General features: G+C 65.9%; 1 pseudogene. It reads left to right on the forward strand.

What is annotated here, in order from left to right:
• Positions 1-223 (forward strand): annotated as a pseudogene (gene metX / locus E4K09_RS18910) (homoserine O-acetyltransferase); the annotation flags it as partial.

Below are 223 nucleotides of genomic sequence, written 5' to 3' on the forward strand. Positions count from 1 at the left end.
CGCGCCATGGATTATTTCGACCTCGCCGCCGAACATGACGGCTCGCTCGCCAGAGCCTTCAAGGGTTCGGCCACGCGCTTCTGCGTGATCTCCTTCACGTCCGACTGGCTGGTCCCCACATCGGACTCGCGCGCCATCGTCCATGCGCTCAACGCGGCTGCCGCCTCCGTCGCCTTCGTGGAGGTGGAGAGCGACAAGGGCCATGACGCCTTCCTGCTCGACG

This window comes from Microvirga pakistanensis, assembly GCF_004458765.1.
GTDB lineage: Bacteria > Pseudomonadota > Alphaproteobacteria > Rhizobiales > Beijerinckiaceae > Microvirga > Microvirga pakistanensis.